Genomic DNA, 20,295 nt, shown 5'->3' on the forward strand with positions numbered 1-20,295 from the left:
TGAGCACAGCCATGACCGCCGATTGGAGCCCGCTTGATGCCGAACTGGCCAAATGGCAGGCCGAGGGGCTGCAGCTGCCCCTGTGGTGGCGCGACGACGATGCCATTGCGCCAACCACGCAATTGGACCAGCTGAGTGCGGTGTCGCAAAAACTGGGGCTGCCGGTCCATCTGGCGGTGATCCCCGAGACGGCGCAATCCGCACTGGCCTCCTACGTGGCGCAGCATCCTCAGCTCATTCCCGTTGTGCATGGCTGGGCCCACCAGAACCAGGCGCCCGAGGGTCAAAAGAAATGTGAATTCCCGGACCAGCGCCCGGCGCAGGTGGCACTTGGCGAGATACAGCAGGGACTGGCCCGCTTGCAGGCGCTGTTTGGCCCCCGGCTGCTGCCGATGTTTGTGCCGCCCTGGAACCGGATTGCCCTGGATCTGGTGCCCGCGCTCGCGGATCTGGGCTTTGCCGCCCTGTCGACCTTTACCCCGCGCCCAAGCCCCCTGGCTGCGCCTGGGCTGGCGCAGATCAATACCCATCTGGACCCAATCGACTGGAAAGGCAGCCGATCACTGGCCGCGCCAGAGCGATTGATCGCGCAGATCTGCGACCAGCTGCGCGCGCGCCGCAAAGGCATGGCAGACACCCGCGAGCCCTATGGTATCCTCACCCATCACCTGGTGCATGATGCGGCCATCTGGGAGTTCACCGAGGCGCTGATAGCGCGCCTGATGCAGGGGCCGGGACAGGTCTGGAAATTTGACACAAAGGACGATCTGAAATGAGCCGATTGGATTCTATGCTGCGCCGTTTTACCGCCCAGCGCGACGGGCTGAACTGGGCTGCGGCAGAAATCGCAGGGGTTGCTGGCGATGTGCTGGACATGGGGCTGGGCAATGGCCGCACCTATGACCACCTGCGGGAAATCCTGCCCGACCGCCGGGTCTGGGTCATTGACCGGGTCCTGCAGTGCCATCCCTCCTGTGTGCCCCCCGAAGCAGACTTTTTGCAGGGCGAGGCGGTTCCGATGCTGGAACGTCTCAAATCCGAGGGCCACAAAATTGTCCTGGCCCACTATGACTTTGGCTTTGGCGTCAAGGAACAGGATGTGGCAGAGGCCGCAGCCATGTCGCCGGTGATCGCCTCTGTCATGGCCAAGGGTGGCATCGTGGTGTCAGGTCAGCCCCTGGTCGGTTTTGAAGAACTCAAAGGCCCCGAAGGCATCCCCGAAGGGCGTTACCTATTTTATCGCGCCTGAGCTCCGCTGAAACAAAATTTCGACCAGGCATATCTCCCTGGATCTCGTTCACTGAAAGGCATCAGTGTCTCATAGAGGCGCATATTCGAAATGTCAGCTTTGCGGACTTTGTTTACTTTCCTGCAAATCGAACAAATGTCTGCATTTCGCCGAACACTTTGCTCTAGCTACTCTTTGCCAGAGCTTTCCGTCACAAGCGAGGCGGTCATGATATCGCTCAAAGTGCGCGCTATACAGGCACCGGAGTGCGGTGCGGTCGCGAAAAGTGAAGGACGCATTGCACTGAACGATCTTGGGGCGCCCTGCATTTCGTGTGACACGGTGAAGATGCGCAGAAAATCGGCATAAGGGTCCGTGCCGTCGTTGCGGGGGCGATAGTTTAGACGCCCCTCGCGCTGACTGGCTTCATAGATTGTATCGCCTTCCTTGATCGTTTCCAGCACCACGATGGTATCGAGCGTTTCGGGGTCAATCGCTGTGGGGTCCTTGGACAGAATAACCAGATCGGCAAGTTTCCCAACCTCTAGCGATCCTTTGCGACCCTCTTCGAAATGCTGATACGCGGGCCAAATCGTTAGGGATTTGAGTGCCGTCAGCACATCGACCCGCTGCGCCGGACCGATGATGTCGTTTGAGCGCGACCGACGGGTCACGGTGGCATCAAGAATGCGCATACTGTCGGGAAAAGCCACAGGCGCATCATGGTGACTTGAAAACATCATGCCACGTTCGCGAACCCATCCGGTGGGCGAGATGTTATCCGCTGCCACGGGACCAACCGTGCGATCACGGTGCCAATCGCCCCAATAGAAAGTGTGCATGGGAAACAAGGACGGGAAAACATCCAGTCGGTTATAGGCATCCACCTGATCTTCGCGCATGAACTGACCGTGGATCAGAACCGGCCGACGGTCGGCTGGCCCGTGCGTTTGCGTCGCGGTGTCGATGGCGCCGATCAAAATATCCGACGCGCCCTCACCATTGGCGTGTACAAGGATTTGAACATCGTTTTCGAATGCCCAATCGATGGCGTCAAAGACCTGGTTATTCGATGCCGATGCATAGCCTGCATAGTCAGCCCGAAATCCTTCGGGTGGGTTGTAATACGGGCGGTCGCGCAGCGCAGTGAAGCCCTGCGGCGAGCCGTCGATGGTCAGCTTTGCGCCTCCGACGCGGAAACGGTCTGTATAGTTGCGGGAGTGGTTCGCCCGAATATAGTCGCGGTCCACCAACACATCGGGATAGGTCACCACATCTATGTCCAGCCCTTCCTCGGTGGCTACCGCCTGCATCAGGTTTGCCACAGCGGGGATCGAGCGCCCTTCCTGCGCTGTAGTGTATCCGAAAGAGGAGATCAATTCGACGCCAGCGCGGAAAATCGCGCGGTTGGCCTGTTGATCCAGTCCGCCCAGCAAGCCGCCAATCACAACAGTTGCCGCGTTTTCTTCCAGCACACCGTTGGGCTCGGAGCTGCCTTCGCGCCGCCGGATCACACCGCCTGCGGGGTCTGGCGTGTCAGCGGTGATGCCCGCCAGTTCCAGCGCCTTGGAGTTCGCAACGCCAAGGTGACCGGACTGGTGAACGACATAGACCGGTATGTCGGTTGAGACAGCGTCAAGTTCGTCCCGCGTCGGGTGACGCTGCTCGGCAAGCTGTGCGTCGTCATAGCCGAAGCCAAGGATCAGCCCTGCGGCACCGACACGCTCGGGTTGGGCTTCGGCAAAGTCGCGCAGCACCTGCTGTAACGTGGGGATGTCATTCACCGTGCCATCAGGCGCGGGCAGCATGTTGGCCGACAGCGCCTGAATGCCGATCATGAACACATGGCCGTGGGCATCCACGAAACCGGGGATCATGGTGCGGCCTGCCAGATCAATGATCTCAGTCTCAGCGCCCTGAAGGGCCATTACGTCGCCCGCGTCACCAACGCCGATAATCTCGCCGTCTTTTTCTGCCAAGGCTTCAACGCGCATCGCATCATCGTTCATGGTCAGGATTGGGCCGCCCAGCCAAATGCGGTCGGCAATCAGACTGCGTTCCTCAACAGAGGCATGTTGCTCCCGGAAATACGCCCAAGCGTCGACCTCACTGCCGTCGGCGAGGGTGCAAATCCCGCGTTGGCCAGCGGTATCCTCTACGAGGAAATATGCCCCGCCTTGTTCAGTGCAAAATTTAGCGGCTGGGTTGGGGAGCTCCAAAGCGGTTGCATTGCTTGTAATACAGGCCACGATCAAGCTGGCTATAACTGAGACGTAACGAAGCATAATGGAGGACCCATCTATTTAGGTGATCTGCACAGTAGTGTTGGCGTGTTGAGTTCCGCCAAGCTTGCGGTTCTAAGGCCCGGGGGAAAATCGACAACACTTCTGCACTATCGGGAAGGTTGCAATCATCTGTCAAGCGTCCAAGCGTACATTGGCGTCGAGATGCTCGTCAGTCTAAATGGGCTCACAGCGGACAAATTACGTCTTCTCTGCCGAGTCTGCTGCGCCCCCAGCAAAACCATCCCCCTTCAGTTCATTTCGGATACCACACAGACCTGCATCAAATTAGATTGCAGATCCGCGTGACACTTGCCCAAGTTAGGCCACCCGTTGCCCCCGCGCCCAGGTGCCGCGCAGCGCCGGGGTGTTGTCGATTAGCTTGAACCGGATCAGATCCGCCCGTTTACCCACCTCAATACGGCCCCGGTCAGACAGCTCAACCGCATCCGCTGGTGCCTGGGTGACAGTAGACAATCCGCGTGCCATATCGCCCCAGATCTCGCCCAGCTTGACCGCCGACATCAACAGCGCGGCCGGTACGTAGTCTGACGAGATGATATCCAGCAGTTCCAGATCAGCCAGTTCCCGTGCGGCCACATTGCCTGAATGCGAGCCGCCCCGGATCAGGTTGGGGGCCCCCATCATCACCTTGATGCCATGGCTGTGGCAGGCCCGTGCCGCCTCGACTGTAGTGGGGAATTCGGCCAGATGGATGCCATGCTGGGCCGAGGTGGCCACCTGCTCAGCTGTGGTGTCGTCATGGCTGGCCAACACCGCGCCAAAGCGGCGGGCGGCTTTGACCGCCTCGACCTCATGCAGATCCCCATGGCTGTCGCGCAGGGCTTTCAGATGGGCAACATGCGCCGCAAACTCTGCGTCGTTAAACCCGTGCTTGCCTTTGACATAGGCCTCCAGCTTGGAAATGTCACGAAACTGGCGCTGCCCCGGCGTGTGATCCATCAAAGAGACCAGGCCAACCCGGTCCGCCTCGCCAAACTCTGCCAGCTCTTCGACCAAAGTATCCGAACAGACCTCTGCCCGCAGGTGCAGGAAATGTGAGATCTTCAGCGCATCTGCTGCCCGTAGCTCCAGAAGCTCATTCGCCAGCCCACGCGCATAAGAGCCATACCGGCTCTCTTTGCGGCTGACCGACCCAACCCGCATGGCGTCAAAAACGGTGGTGATCCCGGTGCCTGCCAGTTCCGCATCATGGGCCATGATGGCGGCCGCATGGGGCCAGTCAACCGAGGGACGCGGCTGGATATGGCGCTCCAGATTATCCGTGTGCAATTCAACCAGACCGGGGCAAAGATAGTCGCCCTCACAGTCCACTGCGCCCTGGGGTACAGAAGTCCCCTCAGCAATATCCGCAATCTCTCCGCCCAGGAGTTTAACCTGGCCGCGCAGTGTTTCACTGGGCAGCACAAGGGTGGCATTGGCAAGGATCATTTCATCTGTCATCTGGGCTTCACGTCTTTCGAGCTATAGGAATGGCCACGTATAGGAGGCCAATGTGACATTCACGCGATATGCGATCTATTACGCGCCCCCGGCCGCAGCCGATTGGAGCGTCTTTGCAACCCAGTGGCTGGGCTGGGATATGGCGGCTGGGCAGGTCGCTGCCCAACCGGAAATTTCTGGCCTGGATCTGGCGGGCATCACTGCAGTGCCGCGTAAATACGGACTGCATGCAACGCTGAAGCCGCCGATGCGGCTGGCCGAGGGCTACAGCCTGGCCGACCTGCAACAGGCCTGCACGGCCCTGGCGGCCAGCCAGGCTCCGGTCGTGTTGGAGGGGCTGCATCTGGCCCGCCTGGGGCGTTTTCTGGCTCTGCGTGTCAGCGGCGATGAAACCGCCCTTGGCAGGCTTGCGGCGGCCTGCGTCCGGGATCTGGACGGCTTGCGTGCGCCCGCGCCGCAGACCGAGCTGGAAAAGCGCCGTGCGGCGGGGCTCACCCCTGCGCAAGAGGCCAATCTGGTGACCTGGGGCTATCCTTACGTGCTGGAGCAGTTCCGCTTTCACCTCACCCTTACTGGCAAGCTTCCCAAAGCGGAGCTGCCGGCTGTAGAGGCCGCCCTTGAGGCACATTTGATGCCCTTGTTGCCCCGGCCATTGGCGATCAGCGATATCGCACTTGTGGGCGAAGACAGCGATGGCAGCTTTCATCTGATCCACCGCTACGCCCTCTCTGGCACAGCGGTAGAATAGATCGCCGCACGTGCCGCTGCGACTGCCTGTTGCAGATCTCCACTGTTGTCGATCTGGTGCAGCCGCCGTAGCCCCGCAGGCAGCGGTTGGCGTGCGCGGGCAAGGCGACGTTGAACCTCGGCGCTGTCCTCGCGCCCGCGCTGTGTCAAACGTTCTGCCAGAACCTCCGGGCGGGCGGTTACAGAAAGAACAATGAAATCGCCAAAAACCTCTTGCGCCTGAAGCAACACCGCACGCGAGAGATTGACCAGCACGCCCCTGCCCGCAGCCCGCAGCGCCTCGATCTGATGCGGGATGCCATAGTGCAGCCCATGGGCAGGCCAATGCAGGGCAAAATGCCCATCCGCCACCAGCTTGCTGAACGCGCTTTCGCTCACCGCATCGTAGTCCTCGCCGCCGGCCTCTGGCGCGCGGGTCACCACCCGGCGCATCAGGCAGAGGTTTTGATCCGCAGCAGCCAAGGCCTCCATCAGACTGTCTTTGCCCACGCCCGAAGGCCCAACGACAGCGATCACCGGCCCCATTGCAGAGGCCTCTGTCATGCTGCCACCTGCGGCGAAAACGCCGATACATCGATAAAGCTGTCGCAGACCTGGTCGCGGGCAGCCTCATCATGGAAAATGCCGATAATGGCCGCCCCGCGTGACTTGGCGCCCTCAATGAGCCGCAGCACCGTGGCACGGTTCTTGGCATCCAGACTGGCAGTGGGCTCATCCAGCAGCAGCGCCGGATAGTCATAGGCAAAGCCCCGGGCAATGTTCACCCGCTGCTGCTCGCCGCCGGAAAAGGTTGTCGGGCTCAACGACCAGAGCCGCTCTGGAATATTCAGCTCTGCCAACAGACTGGCGGCCTTTTCCCGCGCGGCCTCAATCGGGGTGCCAACCGACAACAGCGGCTCGGCCACCACATCGAGTGCCGCCACCCGGGGCACCACCCGCAGGAACTGACTGACATAGCCCAGGGTTTCACGGCGCAGAGCGATGATCTGGCGCGGCTCGGCCTGAGCCACATCCAGATCCCCCACCATGACCCGCCCCGAGGCCGCCAGGTAGTTGCCATAGATCACGCGCATCAGAGTGGATTTCCCCGCCCCCGACGCGCCAACCAATCCGACACATTCCCCGGCAGCGACGGCCAGGTTGACCCGCTCCATCACCGGGATCACCGCGCTGCCCTGATTGTGCAGGGTGAAGCTCTTGCTCACATTTTCAAGTTCAATCATCGTCTTTATCCTTCAGACCTGCAGCACCGAGGAAACCAAGAGCTGGGTATAGGCATGTTGTGGGTCATCCAGCACCTGATCGGTGAGGCCACTTTCAACCACATGACCATCCTTCATCACCATCAACCGATCCGCCAGCAGGCGCACAACGGCCAAATCATGGGTCACAATGATGGCACTCAACCCCATTTCGCGCACCAGGCTGCGCAGCAGATCCAGCAGCCGTGCCTGCACCGACACATCCAGACCACCTGTGGGTTCATCCATAAACACCAGCCGCGGACCGGTGACCAGATTGCGGGCAATTTGCAGCCGCTGCTGCATACCGCCGGAAAAGGCCGAGGGCCGGTCATCAATACGGCTGTCGCTGATTTCCACCCGGCCCAGCCAGTCGGCAGCCTGGGTGCGGATCTCGCCATAGTGACGCCCGCCCACGGCCATCAGCCGCTCGCCAATGTTGCCGCCAGCCGAAACCGACATGCGCAGCCCATCACGGGCATGCTGATGCACAAAGGCCCAGTCGGTGCGGCCCAGCATGCGGCGCTCTGGCTCTGACATTTTCAACGTGTCCACCGGCCCATCGGCGCGGGTGTCAAAAACCACTTCGCCGCGATCCGGCGGGTGATGGCCTGCCATGGCATTCAACAGCGTCGATTTGCCAGACCCGCTTTCGCCAACGATGCCCATGACCTCACCGGGGTAGAGATCAAAGCTGACATCCTTGCAGCCAATGCGGGGTCCGTACATTTTTGTCAGGGCGTTCACCTGCAACAGCGGTGTCATCTCCTGGTCTCCTGTTTGAGAGCTCATCACGCAGCCTCCCCTTCGGTTTCGCCCAAACGCCCCACATGGCCTTCGGCGCGCCGTGCGCGGCAGTAATCGGTGTCAGAGCAGACAAACATTCGACTGCCCGCATCATCCAGGATCACCTCATCCAAATAGCTGTCCTCTGAATTGCAGAGATCACAGGGATGATCAGCTTTGGTGGCTTCAAAGGGGTAGTCTTCAAAATCGAGGCTGACCACACGTGTATACGGCGGCACCGCGTAGATGCGCTGCTCGCGCCCTGCGCCAAACAGCTGGATCGCTGCCATCTCCAGCTTGGGATTGTCGAATTTTGGAATAGGCGAAGGATCCATCACATAGCGGTCTTCGACCTTGACCGGATAGGCGTAGGAAGTGGCAATATCGCCGTGCTGGCTGATATCCTCGTATAGTTTCACATGCATCAGGCCATATTCCTCAAGACTGTGCATCTTGCGCGTTTCCGTCTCGCGCGGTTCCAAAAAGCGCAGCGGTTCCGGGATTGGCACCTGATAGACCAGGATCTGATCCTCAGTGAGCTCGGCCTCGGGGATCCGGTGGCGGGTCTGGATGACGCTGGCCTTGGCGGTTTCCTCAGTGGTGGCGACCCCGGCGGTGCGTTCAAAGAACTTGCGGATCGACACCGCATTGGTGGTGTCATCGGCACCCTGGTCGATCACCTTGAGCGTATCATCCGGCGTCAGCGTTGCCGCTGAGACCTGCACGCCGCCAGTGCCCCAGCCATAGGGCATCGGCATTTCACGGCTGGCAAAGGGCACCTGATAGCCAGGCACTGCCAGACCTTTCAAAATAGCCCGACGGATCATCCGCTTGGTTTGTTCGTCCAAATAGGCAAAGTTGTAGTCAGACATGATATGCCCTTTCCCCAGCTGATTTTTCCCAAAGGAGATTTGAGATATGACGTCCAATGAACTGCTTGGCACCGTCTTGGGTATCACCATTGTTGTGGTGGTTATTGGTTTGATCTTGGCGGCCATGTTCTACCGCCCGAAAACGCATCAGAAACTGCGCAGCCGATCGACATTCACTCATGGCATTGATGATGCTTCCGTCGATGGAGACGGCAGAGAAGACTGAGCTCATTCCGCCGCCTCCTGTGCGGCCATCTGATCCGCCAGCTCCTGCGCCTCGCGGCGCAGTTTGCGCACCAGTTCCAGCTCTGACTGGAAATCCACGTAATGCGGCAGCTTGATGTGCTCCAGGAAACCCGTTGCCTGAATATTGTCGGAGTGGCTGAGGACAAATTCCTCATCCTGCGCGGCCGCACCTAGGTTGTCTTCGCCCAGTTCTTCCCAGCGCAACGCCCGGTCGACCAGCGCCATGGCGATGCTTTTGCGCTCTGACTGGCCAAAGACCAGACCATAGCCACGGGTGAACTGCGGCGGCACGGTTTTGGAACCCTTGAACTGGTTCACCGTCTCACATTCGGTCAGCTCTACCTCGCCGATCTCGATCGCAAAACCCAGCTCGGGGATCTCCATCTCCACCGGCACCTTGCCAATGCGCAGCTCGCCAACAAAGGCATGGTTGCGCGCATAGCCGCGCTGGGTGGAATAGGCCATGCCGAGGATAAAGCCCTCATCGCCGCGTGCCAGTGACTGCAGGCGTACGGCGCGCCCCGCCGGAAAGCTCATCGGTTCGCGGGTCAGATCACCGGGCACGGCTTCTGAGCTTGGCTCGCGCTCAATGATATCCTCCCCCTGCAGGAATTCGGTGATATGCGGGGTTGTTTCCATACGCGGCGGCGCGGTTGCGGCCTGCGGCACCTCACCATCTGCGGCCAGTTTGAAATCCAGCAAACGATGGGTGTAGTCAAAGGTTGGCCCCAGCACCTGCCCACCAGGTGCATCCTTGAAGGTGGCCGAGATGCGGCGATCACAGGCCATGACACCGGTATCCACCGCTTCGCTATAGCCAAAGCGCGGCAAGGTGGTGCGATAGGCGCGGATCAGAAAGATCGCCTCGATCAGATCCCCGCGCGACTGCTTGATCGCCAGGGCTGCCAGATCCGGATCATACAACGACCCCTCGGCCATGACGCGATTGACGGCGAGGCTCATCTGTTCGCGGATCTGCGCCAGGCTGAGTTCCGCAACACCGGTATCACCGCGACGCTCTTCGGCGAGCCAGGCATGGGCATTGTCGATGGCGCGTTCGCCACCCTTTACGGCTACATACATCGGATCAGTCCTTTGCCAATATGGTGGTCGAACGCGGCAGCGCCGCCATTTGCGCCGCACAGGTAAAGAAGAAATCCACCCCCAGCGGGAACTGCGCTGCATTGCCCTGACAGGCCACCACATCCGGCAGCGCCAAATGGTTCTGCTCCTTGATGCCCGGACCGGACAGGGTGGCATTTGCAGCGGCAAAATCAGCCAGTTCGACAATCAAAGTGGCCGAGCGATCCGGGTATTCCGGCGTGCCGATCCGATATTGCGACAGCGGCATCAGCGCCCCCCAGCTGCCCAGGGCAAAATCCGCCCGATCAGCCGCCACAAAGGGCGCACCGGTGTGAAAGGCCAGCCAGGATCGCAGCGCAGGGCTGTCGACATCTGGCGCAAGGTAGACGCCCGTTTCCGGGTCACACAGCGTCAGCAACAGACAACCCGCAGCCGCAGAAATACCCGCAGGCGGCTCTGCGCCGGTGATGTTCTGAACAGTGCCGGGACGGGCCATGGCGTTCATCGCCGCGCGAAAGGCATTTGCCGCATCCACGGGCGGCGTGGCAAAGCCACCGCCGTAGCTGTTGGTTTCGATATCTAGGGACATCAATCCTCTCCCCGAACCATTGTGAAAAATTCGACCTTGGTGGCTGCGGCTTTGGCTGCGCGCGCTTCTTTGCGCGATTGCTGCGCCTGCTGCAGCGGCTCCAACACCGCCTGGCGCAGATCATCTGCCACTTTGGTCTGCATCAAGGCATCCACCTTGGCGGCGATCTCGGCCTTGGGTTTTGAGCGCCCTTGCACATAGGCATGGCCTACGGTGCCATCCGCCAGCGTCAGCGCACAGCGCGTCACCGTCATTTCGCCCAGGTTAAAAGGCGCGCCGCCGCCGCCCATGCGGCCCCGTACCATCACGCCACCTGCTTCTGGGGGACGCAGCCAATCAAACGCGGGGTCGTGATCAAAGCCCCCCCACAATTGGCTGAGCTCACGTTCATCTGCCTGGGCCAAAAGGCTCATCCAGGTCTTGCGCGCCGTGGCGGAAATTTCTGTCTTCATCTGTCAGAGCCTCTTGGCCAGCTTGTCTACATGTTCTATACAACTAGACAAATCATAGCGAAGCCCGTCCCCAAAGCGCAATCGAAACCTTGTGAAAGTTTAGTGACATGTCCGCAAACGGCCCCAAGACACCCACCCCTGGAAACCGCACAGCCGTTTGGAAATCCATCACAATTTCGCTCACGGATGACATCGCACAGGGGCGCTATAGCAGCGGCGACAAACTGCCCTCAGAGGCACAACTGGCGGCGCGTTTTGGCGTCAACCGCCATACGGTCAGACGCGCGCTGGCGGCAATGGCCGAGCAAGGCTTGGTGCATGCCAGGCGCGGCTCTGGGGTCTTTGTTGCAGCCGCCCCAACCGATTACCCCATCGGCAAACGGGTGCGGTTTCACCAAAATATCACCCGCGGCGGCCAGATCCCCGCCAAACGCATTCTGGCACTGGAAACCCGCGCCGCCGACAAGACTGAGGCCGCAGCGCTGGATTTAGAACTCGGCGACTTTGTGCATGTCTATGACGGGCTCTCCCTGGCGGATGAGCAACCCATCGCCCTGTTTCAAAGCGTCTTTCCCGCGCAGGTTCTGCCCAACATGCTGACCTCTCTGGAAGATATGCAATCGGTCACGGCGGCGCTCAAGGCCTGCGGCATTGCCGATTACACCCGGCTGGAAACCCGCATTACCGCCAAACTGGCAACCGCAACCCAGGCCCTGCACCTGCGCATATCAGAAGGCGCGCCGATTCTGCGCACCACGGGGGTCAACATCGACCCAACGGGTCGCCCGGTTGAATTTGGCCGCACCTGGTTTGCCGGTGATCGTGTGACGCTCACCATCGACGGGCAAGAGCCATAGGCCGACACTGGTAAAAAGGAAAAGGCCCCCGTCACCAGACGAGGGCCCAATCATCACAATAGACAGGGGCGTTACTGTTTGGCGTTAAAGACAAACAGGGTTTCGCCGTTGATCTTATAGGCGTTGATCAGCTCCTTGGCCCGATCCGAGGTCAGCCAGGCTTCCAGCTTCATCGCCAGATCGTTTTTGGCATGGGAGTGCTTTTCAGGATTCACCGGCAGATAGGCATATTGGTTGAACAAGACCGGATCGCCTGCAAACAGCAGCTCCAGATTGCCCTTATTGCCAAAGTTCAGCCAGCTGGCACGGTCCGCCATGATATAGGCCTCCATACCAGAAGCCGTGTTCAGCGCCGCCCCCATACCGGCACCAACTGCGCGGTACCAGCTGTCAAACCCTGCGGCATCCAGACCCGCTGCAGCCCATAGGCTTAGCTCCTTTTTGTGGGTGCCGCTATCGTCGCCACGGCTGACAAAAGGCGCCGAGGCCTCAGCAATCAACTGCAACGCGGAGGCTGCATCCTTGGCAGCGGCAACCCCGGCGACATCAGATTTGGGGCCGATAAAGACAAAATCATTATACATGATTTCACGGCGATGAGTGCCGTTGCCACCAGCAAGGAATTTTTCCTCTGCCTTTTGCGAATGCACCAGAATGGCATCCACATCGCCAGCTTCGCCCAGACGGATTGCCTGGCCTGTGCCAACCACCAAAAGCTGAACATCCAGATCCAGATCAGCCTTGATTTCCGGCAGCAAAATTTCCGCCAGGCCCGAGTTGTGAAAGGAGGTGGTGACCGCCAGTTTCATCTCATCGGCCCAGGCCGCACCGGTCAATAGCAGACCTGTAATAGTACCCAATAGTAGCTGCTTCATTCTACAATATCTCCTCTTAGAAAAGCATGTGCTTGTGTGGTCTTTGGCCCCTCAAAGAACTCCCGGGCCAAAGAAAATTCGTGAATACACCCTTGCAAAACAAACAAGATCTCATCGGCCAGGCGCTGCGCCTGCCCCATGTTATGGGTCGACATAATGAGCCGCGTCCCCGAAGCTGCGGCCCGCAACAGGATCTCTTCGATCTCGCGGGTGGCCCGACCATCCAGCGAGGCGCAGGGTTCGTCCAGAAACAATAAGTCCGGCTCGCGGATCAACGCCCGGGCCAGCGCCAGCTTCTGCCGTTCGCCCCCGGACAACAAGGTAGCCTGCCGGTCCAGCGCATCGCCCAGATTGATCTGCTCGGCCCACAGCGCCGCGCGCGCCCGCGCCTCCGCGCGGGCGACACCGACCAGTTGCAAGGGATAGGCGATATTATCCACCACAGAGCGGCGCATCATGATCGGGGTTTGAAACACAAAGGCCTGTCGCCGCTGCGCCTCTTCTCTGGAACAGGCCCAATCCAGTGCGCCGCCGTTCATCCGCACGATCCCGTGTAGCATTTTCAGCAGCGTGGTCTTGCCGGCGCCATTGGGGCCGATCACAATGGTGGTGCCCCGACCTTCGAGAGTCAGGTCAATGGGACCAACCAGCACCTTGCCACGGCGGCGGACCATGGCCTGTTTGGCGACCAGCGGAAACAATGCCGTCTTCATTACCAGCGCCCCTCACTTTCCGTGTGACCCAGCCAGTGAATTGCCAGATTGACGGTGATCGCCATGGCAATCAGCACAAACCCAAGCCCCAGCGCCATGGCAAAGTCACCTTTGCCGGTCTCTAGGGCGATTGCGGTGGTCAACACCCGCGTTGCATGGTCGATATTGCCGCCAACAACCATGATGGCGCCGACCTCACCGATGGCGCGGCCAAATCCCGCCAGCGCCGCCGTCAGCAAGGCCCGGCGCCCGTCCCAAAGCAGCGCCTTGATCCGCTGCCCCTGGCTAGCATTCATCGAAATCAGCAGATCGTGGTAATCGCTCCACAGCTCACGCAGGGACTGATGTGCAATCGAGGCAACCAGCGGCACGATGATAATGACCTGCGCAATGATCATCGCTGTTGGGGTAAACAGCAGTCCCATCACCCCCAACGGCCCGGAGCGTGACAAAAACACATAGACGATCAACCCAACAACCACGGGCGGCAGCCCCATCAGCGCGTTCAGCACGGCAATGGTAATCCGCCGCATCCGAAACCGGCGCACCGCCAGCAACGCCGCAAACGGCAGGGCAATCGCCGAGGCAAACGCCAACGCGGTCAAAGTGACCCGCAGCGAGCGTAGAGTAATTTCTACCAGGTCAGAATCCAAGGTCACTACCAGCCAAAAGGCCCTTAGCATACCATCCAACAGATCAACCATTGCGCCTGTTTTTCTCCTCTTAGGGTGGGAGGATAGCCGCCTCCTGCCCGGGTCACCATCTGACCTTCCATTGGTTCAAAATCACAGCTAATCGCTCAAAAACAGGGCTAATTTGCCAAGGGCAGAAAAAGGGACAATTTGTCCAGCCCCACCTTTGGCCGCCTCTACCCAGGGGTCAAATTCGCCATCTTTTTCTATCGGAACTTTGCCAATTTCCGCGATCAATACAGACAAGAAACCCGGGAAATACGACCCGGCAGGCGCATTTTGGTTTCCTTTTGATGCCGCAATGCGCCAATAGACCCCAACAACGGGCTTCCTTCGCGCCATATTACCGCACAAGCCTTGGTATTCCCCCTGTCTCCCTTGCGTGCGGAATTTGAACGTGAAACAAGCCTCACCCAACGTTTCGTCCTGAACACCACTTTGAGGATTAGCCATGTTTGATCTGCAAACCATGCGCGATCAGCTCGCCGCTCACTACGATCTGGCGCCAAACCCCGCTTTGGCGCAGGAGATGTCCGAGGAGTATGCGCGCATGAAACGCGTGGTTGCGCCAATGGACTGGGCTATCCACGCCCCCTATGTGGCTGCGATCAACGCCCTGAAAAAAGAGCGCAACGCGGTTATTCTGGCGCATAACTACATGACCCCCGAAATCTACCACGGGGTTGCGGATGTGGTGGGCGACAGCCTGCAACTGGCGATCGAGGCCACGCGGGTCGAGGCCGACGTCATCGTGCAATGCGGCGTGCATTTCATGGCCGAAACCTCCAAGATCCTCAGCCCGGACAAGGTCGTGCTGATGCCGGACATGGAGGCAGGCTGCTCGCTGGCGGAATCCATCACCGCCGAGGGTGTCGAAGATATGCGCCGCCGTTACCCCGGTGCCCCGGTGGTCACCTATGTGAACACCACCGCCGAGGTCAAAGCCGCCTCAGACATTTGCTGCACCTCTTCCAACGCCGCGCAGATTGTCGGCGCCATGGGTTCTGACACGGTCATCATGACCCCCGATCAGTATCTGGCGCAGAATGTAGCCCAGGATGTGCCGCATAAGAACGTCGTCTGGTGGGAGGGCTCCTGCATCGTGCACGAGCAATACAGCGCCAAGGATCTGCGCGAATTCCGCGAGTGGAATCCCGGCACCCGGCTGATTGCCCACCCCGAATGCCCCCCCGATGTGGTGGCTGAGGCCGATTTTTCGGGCTCCACCAGTGGCATCATCAAATATGTCACCGACGAAAAGCCGGAAAAGGCCCTGCTGATCACCGAATGCTCCATGGCCTCCAATATCGCAGACAGCCTGCCAGAGGTGGATTTTGTCGGCCCCTGCAACATGTGCCCCTTCATGAAAAAGATCACGCTGGAGAAAATTCTCTGGTCGCTGCACACCATGTCCGAGCCAATCGAGGTTGATCCCAAAGTCGCCGAAGGCGCCCGCCAGGCAGTGCAGAAAATGATCGACCTGTCACAAAAGCTGGGCATCTGAGAGGTGGCGACCTCTCCAGCAACAGCGCCGCGTTGGGAGCCAGGCGCATGACCGCCCCAGTTGCAGCCAAACAGCTGAGCACCGACCGTATCGTCATTGTCGGTGCGGGTCTTGCGGCGCTTTACGCAGCGCTGGAGCTGGCCCCGCGTCCGGTGCTGATGATCTCGCCCGAGCCCCTGGGTCTGGGGGCCAGTTCCGCCTGGGCGCAAGGCGGTGTTGCTGCGGCCATGGCCAAAAGCGACAGCGCCGCCTCCCATGCCCGTGACACCCGCAGGGCCGGCGACGGCACCGTCGACGTCGAGGTGGCCGATATGGTCACCCGCATGGCCCGCGATCATATTCTTGACCTCACAGAGCTGGGCGCGCCGTTTGATCGCGATGCTGACGGCAACTACGTGATGAGCCGCGAAGCCGCTCATTCCGCCGCCCGCGTTGTCCGGGTCAAAGGCGATCAGGCCGGCCAACAGATCATGGAAACCCTGATCCAGGAGGTCCGCGCCACCCCCTCGATCCAGGTTACTGAGGGCACCGAGGCCCTGCGGCTGGAGACCCGCGCCGATACCGTGACAGGGGTCTGGATCCGACGCTCTGACCAGCCTTCCGCGCCGGTGCTGATCTCCTGCCCTGCCGTTTTGCTCGCCGGGGGTGGCTCTGGCGGCTTGTTTGCCCATACCACCAATCCGCCACGTATCCGGGGCCAGGTTATCGGGCTGGCCGCCCGCGCTGGCGCCCGCATTGCAGATGCGGAATTTGTCCAGTTTCATCCCACTGCGGTTGACTGCGGTGAAGATCCTGCCCCCTTGGCGACAGAAGCTTTGCGCGGCGAAGGCGCCACCCTGATCAATTCTGATGGCCACCGGTTCATGTTGGATCAGCACCCGGACGCAGAGCTGGCGCCGCGTGACGTGGTGGCGCGGGGTATCTTTGCCGAAACCCAGGCCGGGCGCCGCCCCATGCTGGACACCCGTGCCGCACTTGGCGCCGAGGTGCTGAGCCGCTTTCCCGCCCTGGCCGAAACCTGTGCCCGCGCCGGGATTGACCCGGTAAAAGATCCCATTCCGGTGGCTGTCGCCGCCCATTATCACATGGGCGGGATCGAGACGGATATGCGCGGGCGTGCCTCGCTGGATCGCTTGTGGGTCAGTGGCGAAGCCGCCTCCACCGGGCTGCATGGCGCCAATCGTCTGGCCTCGAACGGGCTACTCGAAGCCCTGGTCTATGCCCGCCGCGCGGCCCGGGACATTGCAGACACTATCGCAATGCCGACAGCGCCAGTGGCAGAACTCCACCCTGCATTCGCAACAGCCGCTCCAAGCCTGGATGCGGCGGCGGTGCAACAGCTACGCCAGACCATGACCACCCATGTTGGCATGCGCCGCAACGCAGAAGGGCTGCGGCAAGCACTTGCCACCCTGCAAGCGCTGGAAGCGGCGCAGTCCCATGATGAGGCCTTTCTCAACATGTGCGCCACCGCCACCCTGATTGCCACCAGCGCGCTGGAACGCCGCGAAAGCCGTGGCGGCCATTTCCGCACCGATTTCCCGCAGGCAGACCCTGCCCTCGCCCAGCGTAGCCAGACCACCCTCAGCGCCGCCCATGCCCTGCGTGACCGGGTGTTACAAAGCCTTTGAAAGGACATGCCATGATCCGCCAAGCTCCCCTGCCCGACCTGTTGCTGGAACCCCTGGTGCGCGCCGCCCTGCATGAGGATCTGGGCCAGAACGGCGATATAACCACCCGCACGGTGATCCCGGCCGAGGCCCGCTATAGGGCGCGGCTGAATGCCCGCGAGGCCGGTGTTGTATCTGGTATGCAGATCGCCCGCATCGCCTTTCATCTGGTGGATCCCTCGCTGCAGGTTGAAACCCTGATCGCGGATGGCGCCCCCTGTGCTCCCGGCGACACCCTGATGACCATCGAGGGCTCGGCCGCCGCGATCCTGTCCGGCGAACGCGTGGCGCTGAACTTTGCCGGGCGTCTGTCCGGGATTGCCAGCCTCACCGTCGGGTTTGTCGCCGAAACCAAAGGCACCCAGACCCGCATCACCTGCACCCGCAAAACCACGCCGGGGCTGCGGATGGTGGAAAAACAGGCTGTGATCCATGGTGGAGGTTCAAACCACCGCTTTGGCCTCTCGGATGCGATCCTGATCAAGGACAACCACATCGCCGCCGCTGGTGGCATTGCCCAGGTTTTGAACGCCGCCAAGGCCAGCGTCAGCCATATGATGAAGATCGAGATCGAGGTCGACACCCTGGCTCAGCTGAGCCAGGTACTGGAAACTGGCGGCGCCGATGTGGTGCTGTTGGACAATATGAGCACCCCTGACCTCATCCGCGCCGTCGAGCTGGCCCAGGGCCAGCTGGTGACCGAAGCCTCTGGCAACATGAAGCTGGAGCGCATTGCCGAAGTCGCCGCCACTGGGGTAGATTTCATCTCTTCCGGCGCGCTGACCCATTCGGCAAGCACCCTGGATCTCGGCCTGGATTTTTAAGACAAATCAGCAGCGACGGTCAGGCGAAAGACGCCTGACCCCGGTTTTGATCTGCGGCCAATCACTGAAATCCGCGCGGGATGGTTTCCTGCCACTCCTTGACCAGAACCTCCGCCCCGTCCGCCCCCTCGCGGGCCGTCACTTTGCGCCACAGATAGAAGTTCTCCACGTCGCAGGTCATCTTGTTCTCGGTGTCAATCGAGACCTGCCACGCGTCTTGTTCAAAAGTGAAGGTCCAATCACTGGCGAACACTGCGGAGGCCGGATCGTCAGGGTGTATGGCGTAGTGCATCGACACATGACTGCCCACCGTCAGCCCGTGATAGGGATCCACCGCCTTGCCATAGTCGTCAAAGGTATCCAGCACCACTGTGCCATCTTCACGGGTTATGGTCTGTGAGGTGCCGCTGGCAGGCCGCAATACCTGCGATTGCAGGGTTGGATAATCCCGCGGTGCACCGGGGTTTTGCGGTGCGATCTCGGTTGCGACACGCCGCTCCGGCAGGGTGAGCGTCGAGCTTTCCAGATGCAGCGTTACTTCGGCGGCCTGCGGTGCGGGCCAGACGATGGGCCAGTAAGAGGTCGATATCGCCAGCCGCAGCTGGTGCCCGGCGCGCAGGTGATGGGCGCATTCATTCAGGGCGATCTCGGCCTCATAGCGCTGCCCCGGCACCAAAAGCGCCGGGGTTTCATGGCTGTCGCGATGGGTCAGGTTCAGGGCGCGGTAGGTGATCCGCTGTGAGACCCCTTCGGGCGAGACATCACACAGCCGCGCCACCAACTGCGCCACTGGGCGGTCGACGCTGAAGGACACCCGCAGGCGTGGCCGTCCCAATATCTCCAGCGGCTCCGCTAGTGGCCCAGTGTCAAAGCAGGTAGCCATGGCATCATCCGCCGTCTGATCTCCGGGCAGTTCATTTTCAAACCGCATACCAGCACAAAAATAACCCGCAGCCTGCCCCAGCGTCGCCGGGTTGCGCACAACCCGCTGCCCTGGTGTGACCGTCTCCGACAGCCCATCAGCGCCCAGATACATCACTCGGTCGCGCACATTGGGGGATGGCCACTGCGCCTCAGCTACCCAGCGGCCCTGACGGGGCTTGTTCTGCATGGTGGGATTGAAATGTTCCTGCATATAGGTGCGGTAGTCCGGCAGATCCTGAGCTCCGTTATCCTCTGCACGCAAGTGGTGATCAAACCAGGCCAGCACCTCGCCATGGAAATCCGCCGGATCCAGTTTGGCGATATGGGCGTAGCGGTGCTCCCAGGGGCCCACCAGCGCCTTGGAGGGTGCGGTGAGATTGGCGGCCAGGGCGGATGGGGTATTCACATAGGCATCCGCCCAGCCGGTGATGGCCAAAACCGGGGCGGTGATGGCCGACCAATCCTCACAGACGGAGCCGTGCTTCCACTGATCATCGCGGGTCGGATGGCGCAGCCAGTCGGCGGCCATAAAGGGCATCTCCGCGATCCGCTTGATCCAATCCTCCCGCCAGTCAGCGCGGTTCTTGGGGTTTGCCGGGCGCGACTGATAGGCAAACATCTGGCTGCCCCAATTGGCATTATCGCTGAGCAGGCAGCCGCCCATATAGTGGATATCATCAGCGTAGCGATCCGCTGTCGAGGCCACCGAGACCACCGCCTTGAGCGCCTCGGGGCGGCGATATGCCAGTTGCAACCCGTTGAAGCCACCCCAGGAAATGCCAATCATACCGATGTTGCCATCGCACCAATCCTGCGCCGCAATCCAGGCCAGAACCGCTTCGCCATCGCTCAACTCCTGCTCCGAATATTCGTCATCAAAGACGCCTTCGCTGTCCCCGGTGCCGGCGATGTCAACTCGGATACAGGCATAGCCTTCGCTGGCAAAAACCCTATGGGTGGTTTCATCCCGTGGCGCGGTGCCATCGCCCTTGCGGTAGGGCAGATACTCCAGAATGGCTGGAACCGGAGTCTGCACCCGTGGCAACCACATCCGCGCAGCCAGGCGGCGCCCGTCGGGCAGGGTGATCCAGGTGGTCTCGATCAGGTCATAGGCGTTGGGCATTCGGGCATCTCATTTTCTGGCTACAAATCTTGCTGCAATCTCGCCCAAGTCGCTGAATTTCCATACTGCGCAATTGTACCCAAAGTGACGCTAATGTAAGCACTTTATCGAGATCCTCATAAG

General features: G+C 60.6%; 22 protein-coding genes. 8 read left to right on the forward strand and 14 right to left on the reverse strand.

The features are described from left to right. Positions 1 to 11: 11 nt before the first annotated feature. Together N1037_17465 and N1037_17470 are read left to right on the forward strand one after the other, a co-directional pair. Entirely contained in the window at positions 12 to 776 is a 765-nt protein-coding gene (locus tag N1037_17465; protein ID UWS81393.1) for a polysaccharide deacetylase family protein, read from the forward strand. Then, a complete protein-coding gene (locus tag N1037_17470) occupies positions 773 to 1,249 on the forward strand; it encodes a class I SAM-dependent methyltransferase (protein UWS79029.1) in 477 nt (158 codons plus the stop codon). Before N1037_17465 ends, N1037_17470 begins: the two co-directional genes overlap by 4 nt. Before the next feature lie 167 nt (positions 1,250 to 1,416). On the opposite strand, the gene N1037_17475 is transcribed toward N1037_17470, so the two are convergent. Beyond that, the gene (locus N1037_17475) at positions 1,417 to 3,477 is read right to left on the reverse strand and encodes an amidohydrolase family protein (protein ID UWS79030.1); all 2,061 of its coding nucleotides are present in this window, start codon (positions 3,475 to 3,477) and stop codon (positions 1,417 to 1,419) included. A 354-nt stretch (positions 3,478 to 3,831) separates the two neighbouring features. Further along, on the reverse strand, positions 3,832 to 4,974 hold the full coding sequence (locus N1037_17480) for an alpha-D-ribose 1-methylphosphonate 5-triphosphate diphosphatase (protein ID UWS79031.1): 1,143 nt from the start codon (positions 4,972 to 4,974) through the stop codon (positions 3,832 to 3,834). A 52-nt stretch (positions 4,975 to 5,026) separates the two neighbouring features. Here N1037_17480 and N1037_17485 point away from each other — a divergent pair, with 52 nt between their 5' ends. Continuing rightward, positions 5,027 to 5,722 carry a DUF1045 domain-containing protein gene (locus tag N1037_17485; protein ID UWS79032.1) on the forward strand — a complete coding sequence of 232 codons (696 nt, stop codon included), beginning with the start codon at positions 5,027 to 5,029 and terminating at the stop codon, positions 5,720 to 5,722. Here the strand turns inward: N1037_17485 and phnN are convergent. Genes phnN through N1037_17505 form a run of 4 tightly spaced genes read right to left on the reverse strand, consistent with a single transcriptional unit; the run spans position 5,692 to position 8,620 of the window. Continuing rightward, a complete protein-coding gene (gene phnN / locus N1037_17490; protein UWS79033.1) occupies positions 5,692 to 6,264 on the reverse strand; it encodes a phosphonate metabolism protein/1,5-bisphosphokinase (PRPP-forming) PhnN in 573 nt (190 codons plus the stop codon). The two genes, N1037_17485 and phnN, sit on opposite strands and share 31 nt — an antisense overlap. Continuing rightward, positions 6,261 to 6,944, reverse strand: coding sequence for a phosphonate C-P lyase system protein PhnL (phnL, locus tag N1037_17495; protein ID UWS79034.1), 684 nt, complete (start codon positions 6,942 to 6,944; stop codon positions 6,261 to 6,263). Before phnL ends, phnN begins: the two co-directional genes overlap by 4 nt. 12 nt (positions 6,945 to 6,956) lie before the next feature. Further along, positions 6,957 to 7,727 carry a phosphonate C-P lyase system protein PhnK gene (phnK, locus tag N1037_17500; GenBank protein UWS81394.1) on the reverse strand — a complete coding sequence of 257 codons (771 nt, stop codon included), beginning with the start codon at positions 7,725 to 7,727 and terminating at the stop codon, positions 6,957 to 6,959. Between the two features lie 26 nt (positions 7,728 to 7,753). Continuing rightward, positions 7,754 to 8,620: an alpha-D-ribose 1-methylphosphonate 5-phosphate C-P-lyase PhnJ gene (locus N1037_17505; protein ID UWS79035.1), complete on the reverse strand. Its 867-nt coding sequence runs from the start codon at positions 8,618 to 8,620 to the stop codon at positions 7,754 to 7,756. A gap of 46 nt (positions 8,621 to 8,666) precedes the next feature. On the opposite strand from N1037_17505, the gene N1037_17510 reads away from it, so the two are divergent. Then, the gene (locus N1037_17510) at positions 8,667 to 8,846 is read left to right on the forward strand and encodes a hypothetical protein (GenBank protein UWS79036.1); all 180 of its coding nucleotides are present in this window, start codon (positions 8,667 to 8,669) and stop codon (positions 8,844 to 8,846) included. Between the two features lie 2 nt (positions 8,847 to 8,848). On the opposite strand, the gene N1037_17515 is transcribed toward N1037_17510, so the two are convergent. The 3 genes from N1037_17515 to phnG are packed head-to-tail and all read right to left on the reverse strand — an operon-like array spanning position 8,849 to position 10,990. After that, entirely contained in the window at positions 8,849 to 9,949 is a 1,101-nt protein-coding gene (locus tag N1037_17515) for a carbon-phosphorus lyase complex subunit PhnI (GenBank protein UWS79037.1), read from the reverse strand. 4 nt (positions 9,950 to 9,953) lie between these two features. Continuing rightward, complete coding sequence (phnH, locus tag N1037_17520) at positions 9,954 to 10,538, reverse strand: phosphonate C-P lyase system protein PhnH (protein ID UWS79038.1); 585 nt, start codon at positions 10,536 to 10,538, stop codon at positions 9,954 to 9,956. After that, positions 10,538 to 10,990, reverse strand: a complete 453-nt coding sequence (gene phnG, locus N1037_17525) for a phosphonate C-P lyase system protein PhnG (protein ID UWS79039.1) — start codon at positions 10,988 to 10,990, stop codon at positions 10,538 to 10,540. Before phnG ends, phnH begins: the two co-directional genes overlap by 1 nt. Positions 10,991 to 11,097: 107 nt before the next feature. Here phnG and phnF point away from each other — a divergent pair, with 107 nt between their 5' ends. Continuing rightward, complete coding sequence (gene phnF, locus N1037_17530; protein ID UWS79040.1) at positions 11,098 to 11,847, forward strand: phosphonate metabolism transcriptional regulator PhnF; 750 nt, start codon at positions 11,098 to 11,100, stop codon at positions 11,845 to 11,847. Positions 11,848 to 11,918: 71 nt separating this feature from the next. Here the strand turns inward: phnF and N1037_17535 are convergent, their stop codons facing one another. The 4 genes from N1037_17535 to N1037_17550 all read right to left on the reverse strand — a co-directional run bounded on the left by N1037_17535 (position 11,919) and on the right by N1037_17550 (position 14,580). Continuing rightward, positions 11,919 to 12,722: a substrate-binding domain-containing protein gene (locus tag N1037_17535; GenBank protein ID UWS79041.1), complete on the reverse strand. Its 804-nt coding sequence runs from the start codon at positions 12,720 to 12,722 to the stop codon at positions 11,919 to 11,921. Beyond that, positions 12,719 to 13,435, reverse strand: a complete 717-nt coding sequence (locus tag N1037_17540) for an ATP-binding cassette domain-containing protein (protein ID UWS79042.1) — start codon at positions 13,433 to 13,435, stop codon at positions 12,719 to 12,721. The genes N1037_17535 and N1037_17540 overlap by 4 nt, the downstream gene beginning before the upstream one ends. Further along, positions 13,435 to 14,139 carry an ABC transporter permease gene (locus tag N1037_17545; GenBank protein UWS79043.1) on the reverse strand — a complete coding sequence of 235 codons (705 nt, stop codon included), beginning with the start codon at positions 14,137 to 14,139 and terminating at the stop codon, positions 13,435 to 13,437. Before N1037_17545 ends, N1037_17540 begins: the two co-directional genes overlap by 1 nt. A gap of 87 nt (positions 14,140 to 14,226) precedes the next feature. Beyond that, positions 14,227 to 14,580 (reverse strand): hypothetical protein, encoded by a 354-nt coding sequence (locus N1037_17550; protein UWS79044.1) that lies wholly within the window; start codon positions 14,578 to 14,580, stop codon positions 14,227 to 14,229. Here N1037_17550 and nadA point away from each other — a divergent pair. The 3 genes from nadA to nadC are packed head-to-tail and all read left to right on the forward strand — an operon-like array spanning position 14,579 to position 18,125. Continuing rightward, the gene (gene nadA / locus N1037_17555; GenBank protein ID UWS79045.1) at positions 14,579 to 15,631 is read left to right on the forward strand and encodes a quinolinate synthase NadA; all 1,053 of its coding nucleotides are present in this window, start codon (positions 14,579 to 14,581) and stop codon (positions 15,629 to 15,631) included. The genes N1037_17550 and nadA overlap by 2 nt on opposite strands. Positions 15,632 to 15,678: 47 nt before the next feature. Further along, entirely contained in the window at positions 15,679 to 17,262 is a 1,584-nt protein-coding gene (locus N1037_17560) for an L-aspartate oxidase (protein ID UWS79046.1), read from the forward strand. A gap of 11 nt (positions 17,263 to 17,273) precedes the next feature. Beyond that, positions 17,274 to 18,125 (forward strand): carboxylating nicotinate-nucleotide diphosphorylase, encoded by an 852-nt coding sequence (gene nadC, locus N1037_17565; GenBank protein UWS79047.1) that lies wholly within the window; start codon positions 17,274 to 17,276, stop codon positions 18,123 to 18,125. Positions 18,126 to 18,186: 61 nt separating this feature from the next. Here nadC and N1037_17570 read toward each other — a convergent pair whose 3' ends face one another. Beyond that, complete coding sequence (locus N1037_17570; protein ID UWS79048.1) at positions 18,187 to 20,172, reverse strand: CocE/NonD family hydrolase; 1,986 nt, start codon at positions 20,170 to 20,172, stop codon at positions 18,187 to 18,189. Positions 20,173 to 20,295: the final 123 nt, after the last annotated feature.

Origin of the sequence: Phaeobacter sp. G2 (genome assembly GCA_025163595.1) — a bacterium.
In the GTDB taxonomy this organism is placed as follows: Bacteria; Pseudomonadota; Alphaproteobacteria; order Rhodobacterales; family Rhodobacteraceae; genus Pseudophaeobacter.